General features: G+C 35.2%; 8 protein-coding genes. All 8 read left to right on the forward strand.

Features of this window, described 5'->3' with window-relative positions; genetic code table 11:
* Nucleotides 1-67 precede the first annotated feature (67 nt).
* The 8 genes from nifE to ACTQ5K_RS04845 all read left to right on the forward strand — a co-directional run bounded on the left by nifE (nt 68) and on the right by ACTQ5K_RS04845 (nt 6639).
* Nucleotides 68-1429: a nitrogenase iron-molybdenum cofactor biosynthesis protein NifE gene (nifE, locus tag ACTQ5K_RS04810; RefSeq protein WP_235249571.1), complete on the forward strand. Its 1362-nt coding sequence runs from the start codon at nt 68-70 to the stop codon at nt 1427-1429.
* Complete coding sequence (nifN, locus tag ACTQ5K_RS04815) at nt 1426-2709, forward strand: nitrogenase iron-molybdenum cofactor biosynthesis protein NifN (RefSeq protein WP_235249581.1); 1284 nt, start codon at nt 1426-1428, stop codon at nt 2707-2709. The genes nifE and nifN overlap by 4 nt, the downstream gene beginning before the upstream one ends.
* Before the next feature lie 20 nt (nt 2710-2729).
* The gene (locus ACTQ5K_RS04820) at nt 2730-3110 is read left to right on the forward strand and encodes a NifB/NifX family molybdenum-iron cluster-binding protein (protein WP_031538359.1); all 381 of its coding nucleotides are present in this window, start codon (nt 2730-2732) and stop codon (nt 3108-3110) included.
* Nucleotides 3111-3132: 22 nt separating this feature from the next.
* Nucleotides 3133-3897, forward strand: coding sequence for a HesA/MoeB/ThiF family protein (locus ACTQ5K_RS04825; RefSeq protein ID WP_235249583.1), 765 nt, complete (start codon nt 3133-3135; stop codon nt 3895-3897).
* On the forward strand, nt 3894-4220 hold the full coding sequence (locus tag ACTQ5K_RS04830) for a nitrogenase-stabilizing/protective protein NifW (protein ID WP_441993762.1): 327 nt from the start codon (nt 3894-3896) through the stop codon (nt 4218-4220). The genes ACTQ5K_RS04825 and ACTQ5K_RS04830 overlap by 4 nt, the downstream gene beginning before the upstream one ends.
* Nucleotides 4220-4534 carry a HesB/IscA family protein gene (locus tag ACTQ5K_RS04835; protein ID WP_031538356.1) on the forward strand — a complete coding sequence of 105 codons (315 nt, stop codon included), beginning with the start codon at nt 4220-4222 and terminating at the stop codon, nt 4532-4534. Before ACTQ5K_RS04830 ends, ACTQ5K_RS04835 begins: the two co-directional genes overlap by 1 nt.
* 28 nt (nt 4535-4562) lie before the next feature.
* Nucleotides 4563-5684 (forward strand): homocitrate synthase, encoded by a 1122-nt coding sequence (gene nifV, locus ACTQ5K_RS04840; RefSeq protein ID WP_251628767.1) that lies wholly within the window; start codon nt 4563-4565, stop codon nt 5682-5684.
* Nucleotides 5685-6123: 439 nt separating this feature from the next.
* Nucleotides 6124-6639, forward strand: coding sequence for a DUF402 domain-containing protein (locus ACTQ5K_RS04845; RefSeq protein WP_441993764.1), 516 nt, complete (start codon nt 6124-6126; stop codon nt 6637-6639).
* The last annotated feature ends 218 nt before the right edge of the window (nt 6640-6857 follow it).

The following is a 6857-nucleotide window of genomic DNA, read 5'->3' on the forward strand; positions in this document are numbered from 1 at the left end:
ATAATCTCGCTGACAATCAACTTTTTAGGGATTAAGCGGAAATTTTTTGATAGGGGGGGATTATAGCATGGAGAAATATGTTGTAGAGGCATTTGCTGAACCAGCATGTGAACATAACTCGGTAAATCAGGCACATAAAGGTTGTGTTCAGCCAACTCCTGGTGCGGCATCAGGTGGTTGCTCTTTTGATGGCGCTCAAATTACTCTTCTTCCCATTGTCGATGCAGCACATCTTGTGCATGGACCTATTGCGTGTGGCGGAAATAGTTGGGAAGCGAGAGGAAGTTTAAGTTCGGGGTCCTATCTTTATCAATATGGATTAACTACAGATCTTAAAGAACAAGATATTATCTTCGGTGGAGAGCAAAAATTGAGAGGGGCAATTCGTGAAATTGCAGACAGATTTAGTCCACCGGCTATTTTTGTTTATTCGACTTGTGTGACCGCCCTAATAGGTGTAGATTTAGATTCCATTTGTAAAAGCGAAAGCAAAGTAATTGGAATTCCTGTAATTCCAGTGAATAGCCCAGGATTTGTTGGTAGTAAGAATATGGGCAATAGATTAGCTGGTAACGCATTGATGGACCATGTAATTGGAACAGATACTCCTCCAATAGAAACACCATTTGATATAAATTTAATTGGAGAATATAACATTGCCGGAGAAATGTGGGATATAAAAGAACTTTTCGATCAAGTGGGTATACGCATTTTAGCTAATATTACAGGAGACGGAAGGTTTCATAAAATTAGATGGGCGCATAAAGCGAAATTAAATATGGTTGTATGCAGTAGAGCGTTGATTAACATGGCAAGAAAAATGGAAGAAAAATACGATATTCCATATTTTGAAGGATCTTTTTACGGAGCAAAAGAAACAACCCTATCTTTACTAACCATTTCATATATGCTTAACAATCAAGAATTAATGAAAAAAGTCCGAGCTTTTACAAAAGCGCAAGAAGAAAAACTAGCATTTGATTTAACTAAATTTCGTAAAAAATTATTAGGAAAAAGAGCAATACTTTATACTGGTGGGGTGAAAAGTTGGTCTATCATTTCTGCACTCCAAGAACTAGGAATAGAGGTAGTAGGAGTTGGCACAAATAAAAGTACGATGGATGACATTGAACGTATAAAAGAAAGAATTGGAGAATCGGCAAAATTAATAGAATCCGGAGGAGCCAGCAAGATATTAGAAACTTTTCGTAATGAAAAAGCAGATATTATCATTGCTGGGGGGAGAAATATGTATGTTGCCTTAAAAGAACAGATTCCTTTTCTTGATGTAAACCAAGAACGCCATCATGCTTATGCTGGATATGTTGGATTAAAACGGTTAGCAGAACAATTAGTGTATGCATTGGAACATCCAATTTGGGAATTACTTCAATCTCCTTCTCCTTGGAAGGAGGTAGGAAAAGAGTGACAATTGTAAAACTAGATAAGAAACTTGCCATTAACCCACTAAAAGTTAGTCAAACATTGGGTGGAGTTCTGGCGCTTCAGGGATTATTCCGTGCTATCCCGCTTGTACATGGATCTCAAGGTTGCGCTGCTTTCATTAAAGCACTTATGACACAGCATTATCGGGAACCAGTTTCTATTCAAACGACTGCTCTTCAGGAAATGAATATTATCTTTGGTGGGGAAAGAAGCACAATAGAAGCAATGGAGACAATTCTTAACAAACATCATCCTTCATTGATGGCAGTATTAAGTACTGGTTTAACGGAAACTGCTGGAGATGATTTAATAGGAAACATTAAAAACTATTTAAAAACAAATGAACCAAACTGTTTTATTTTCCCTGTTGCTTTACCAGATTTTGAAGGATCGTTAGAATCTGGCTTTCAATTAACCGTTGAAGCGATGATACGTGGTTTAGTGGAACAGCAGAAGTTTACATTACCGATGAAAAAGAAACAAAACCAAATTAATTTGCTAGCAGGATCTTTTTTAACGGCAGGAGATGTAATGGAAATAAAAAAAATTATCCAATCATTTGGATTTTCTGTCATAACTGCACCAGATATCTCCACTTCGTTAACAGGATCTTTACAAAAAGGTTTTTCCCCATTATCACAAGGGGGGGCTACGAGGGAGCAATTACAAGGATTATTTGAATCGGAAATGACAATTGCTGTGGGAACTAGTTTGGAAAAATCAGCTCAAATGTTGGAAGCAGCAGCAGGAATACCTTATCGGTTGTTTCCTAGCTTAACAGGATTAAAAGCTAATGATGAATTTTTTTCTTTTTTGCAATCGTTAAGTGGAAAAAAAGGAGACTCATTTTACCAGTGGGAAAGGGATAATTTACTTGACTGTATATTGGATTCCCATTTTTACTTTTCTGGGAAAAAAATAGTTATTGGCTTAGAACCAGATCATCTTTTTTCTATTGTTAACGTCTGCAAAGAATTAGGCGGAACGATAGATGGATTAGTCAGCAGCTTTTCAGCTAAGGTGCTATCAAATATGGAGGAAGATATATTCATCGGTGATTTAGACGATTTAGAAACCATGGCTGATAATGCGGATCTGTGGATAAGTAATTCTCACGGTGAAAAGGGAGCAGATAGGAAAAATGTTGCATTCCTTCCAATAGGTTTTCCAATTTTTCATCAAATTGGTAGTTCCTTATTTACAAGTGTTGGATACCGAGGAACAACGAATTTGATTATAAAAATGAGTAATTTATTAATGTAAAAGAAAGTGGGGGGTTACATATGAAAATCGCCTTTGCTACAGATGATGGAAAACATGTTGACACACATTTTGGCTATACAGAGTCTTTTGATATTTATGATATTTCAAAGGAGAAATATGAAAAGGTTCAAACTAGAGTTGTTTCATGTGCTAGCGAGATAAGTGAAAATAATCGAATTGACTATCGAATAAATAGAATAGTAGATTGTAAATTACTTTTTATTACACAAATAGGACCAGCTGCAGCCGCTCGGGTAACTAGAAATAAGATTATGCCCATTAAAGTTAAGGAAGGAACGTTAATACAAGAGCAGTTGGATCGATTGCTGTTGTTGTTACAAAGCAAGCCACCATTGTGGTTAGCAAAAGCGTTAAATAGTGAAAAGGAGAGTAAATTATAGGGATTAAGAAAAGGAGATAGGTATGAGTTTTGAACAAAATCAAGATAAACCGATTGATTTTTCTAGTCGTTATAGCCGTCAGTTAAAGTTGGTAGGCTTAGAGGGGCAACAAAAGTTAAAAGATGCAACTGTATTTATAGCTGGGATTGGTGGATTGGGCGGAACAACAGCCATTTATCTTGCGGCAGCAGGAGTCGGAAAATTAATCATTTTTCATGAAGGGAATATTGCTTTGCCAGATTTAAATCGCCAAATTTTAATGGAGAGCAATAAAGTAGGAAAACAAAGAATACCAAGTGCTCTTAACAGCATTAAACGGATAAACCCAGAAGTGATAGTGGAAGCTTATCCGGAAAAAATTAGTTATGAAAGGGTTTATCCATTAGTAAAAAGGGCTGATGTTGTAGTAGATGCTCGTTATGATTTTCCAGAAAGATACGAATTAAATCGCCTTTGTGTAGATACTGGAAAAATAATGGTTGAAGCAGCTATGTCAGGATTTGAGATATCCTTAACAACCATTAAACCAAAAGAAACGGCATGTCTTGCATGCGTATTTCCCCAGCAGGACCCGAAATGGGAGCCGCTTGGATTCCCAGTACTTGGAGCAACATCAGGTATAGCAGGTTGTTTAGCCGCGATGGAAGTAGTAAAAGTGATAACAGGTATCGGTGAACCTTACTTCAATAAATTATACCGTTTTGATTCTTTACAATTTCAGTCTTCCACTTTTTCTTTAAAAAGAAATCCATTATGCACACATTGTGTTGGAAAGAGGGATGAATGATGTTCGATAAAAACTTACAAGATTTATATGATGCGGAAGATTTTTTTGAGTTCTTTAAGGTGCCATATCATCCAGAAATATTAAATGTATCCCGTGTTCATATATTAAAGCAATTTCAAAAATATCTAAAAGAAAGTGGTTACTTTGAAAGTAATGAAAGTGAAAAAGAAGTATGGAATATTCAAAGAGCTTTATTATTTAGAGCATACCGAGATTGTGTTAAACCTACCCCAATAAGACAAAAATTTTTCCCAGAGTTTTATAAAAAGAATGGAGCTTTTTTTCCTTTTGATCAAATTAGACAAAGGGAGGAGAAAAAGTGATGTATTGGACAGAGGAGGCAACCAACAAATTAATAGAAATAGTAGAAAAACAAAAAAGAAAAGAAAATGGCATTCGAATTATTGCTCAACCTGATGATATAGAGGGCTTCACATATGAGCTATACTGGGAACATCAAGTAATGCCTACTGATGAAACAATAAAACAGGAAGGATTAAATATTTTTATAGATAAACAGTCACATCAGCTATTAGAGGATACAGTCGTTTATTTTACGATTCAAGAAGGTAAAGAGGGGATATTTATCATGAAAACAACCTCTGACTGTTCAACTTGTTCCACTGTTTGTTTTTAATTAAAGGAAAGGGAGAAGGGGTGTAATAGTGAATATTCAATTTTGTGATACTACTCTAAGAGACGGTGAACAAACAGCTGGAGTTGTTTTTACAGCCTATGAAAAACAAATGATTGCAACACTTTTAGCAGATGCAGGTATAGAACAAGCGGAAGTTGGAATTCCTGCAATGGGAGTAGAAGAACAAAAAGTTATTCACTCTTTAGTAGAAATGCAGCTTCCAATCCAATTAATCACATGGAATCGAGCAGTTAAGGCAGATATAGATGCATCTATACAAACGGGAGTAAATTGGGTTCATATCTCGATACCAACTTCAGAAATCATGATGAAGCATAAATTAAAGAGAAATAAGGAGGAAATAGCTCTCCAGATTCAGCGAGTAGTGGCTTATGCACAATCTTTTAATCTACATGTATCTGTTGGATTTGAAGATGCTTCGAGATCGTCTCTTTCTTTTTTGATGGAGTTAATTCATTTATTATATCAAAATGGAGTGAAGCGATTTCGTTATGCTGATACAGTTTCCGCATTATATCCTTATACAGCTGAAAGGAATATAAAGGAATTAGTAAGGAATTGCCCAGAAGATATTGAACTGGAAATACATTGTCATAATGATTTTGGCTTAGCAACAGCTAATACACTAGCTGCTATCCAGGCAGGAGCAAAATGGGCCAGTACCACAGTTGGTGGAATCGGAGAAAGGGCAGGTAATGCAGCTTTTGAAGAAGTAGCTATGGCATGGAAGCACTTATATAACGGCAAGATAAATGTAGATACTACCTATTTTCATTCACTTAGCGACATGGTATTTCAATCCTCAGGTAGACAAATTCCCGAAGCGAAGCCTATTGTAGGATCGAAGGTGTTTACCCATGAATCTGGTATACACGTAGATGGTTTATTAAAATATAGTAAAACCTATCAAACCTTTGATCCAATGGAAGTTGGCCAGAATCACCATTTCGTTTTAGGAAAGCATTCAGGTTTAAAAGCAATCTACTATTTTTTAGAACAAGAAGGCATACAACTTGAAACAGGGAAAGCGCAAGTACTCCTTGATTATGTGCGTTCTAACATGAACGAAACGAAGAAAACAATGGAAATAGCAGAATTGAAAAGTGTTATTTTTCAATTAGACAAATAGCTACTGAGTAATAATTGTTCAAATAAAAAATAGGAATAGTGATACCTATTTTTTATTTGAACAATACAAGTTAAAATCACTATTACTTCTTAATTTATTTCCATATAATTTTCTTCTTATAGCATTGTTTTTTTTGAAAAGTAATGATTGAGATGCTTAAATTAATGCCAAGTTTTTCTGACTATATTCCTCGATTTTATCCTTTTTTTGAATCCACTATTAATATACCTTTCCAAATGTTTTCTCTTTATCGCTAAATAATATGTTCTTAATAGACAGAAAGACTCCGAATGAATGTTAGAATGATGGGTTGGTGGAAGGAACACCTACATTGATGGAAGTTTCACTCTTCGTATTAGCCCTGTATAAATGTTTGCTTTTCTTATATGATAGGGAAAGAAATAGGGATATGATTAATGGAGAGGATAGTGAGTTAGACATGCGATTAAAGTATGGTAAAAAGATAACAGAACGGAAAATTCGTTATGATTCTACAACAGAAGATTATCCATGCAAACTTCTTCACGCTGATACTAGGAAAATTACACTTTTACATCAAGTTGAAAAGCCGTTTGAAATGAGGGAGGGGAAACAAAAGCTAGTTATTCCAAAAGGGACATTTACGTTTGCCTATTATTGGTTAGATCAGCCATATAATTTATATTTTTGGAGAGATACAACTGGAAAATATTTAGGTGCATATTTTAATATTGTTAGAAAAAATTGGATTCAAAATGATATTGTATTGTTTGAAGATTTAATCATTGATCTTGTAGTAAAACCAAATGGTACTTATTATATTTTAGATCAAGAGGAACTACCAATTCCTTTGCAAACTTTTGAAAATGGCTATGTAGATGATGCCTTACATATGTTGTTAGAGAGGAAAGACAATATCATTGAAGAGGTAAAGGCTGAAACGAAGCTTTTTTTAGATAGAATAAAAACTGTATGAGTAAAATGTTTGTGGGAGAATAAATATCCTTTTTGTCTAGTTGGGGGACTCGTCCCCCAACTAGACAAAAAGGCCACCAAGCGTGAGCGCGGTAGCTGGAAAAAATGAAGCATTAAAAAAGAGAGCTTCCTTTTGTAAAGTAGAATTTGACTAGAAAACTACGAAAAGGAGAGGCTCTCATGAATCAATGTAACACAAAAATGCCATCATTAAAAGAA

This window comes from Niallia sp. Sow4_A1 (assembly GCF_052116745.1).
Classification (GTDB): Bacteria; Bacillota; Bacilli; order Bacillales; family Cytobacillaceae; genus Niallia; species Niallia hominis.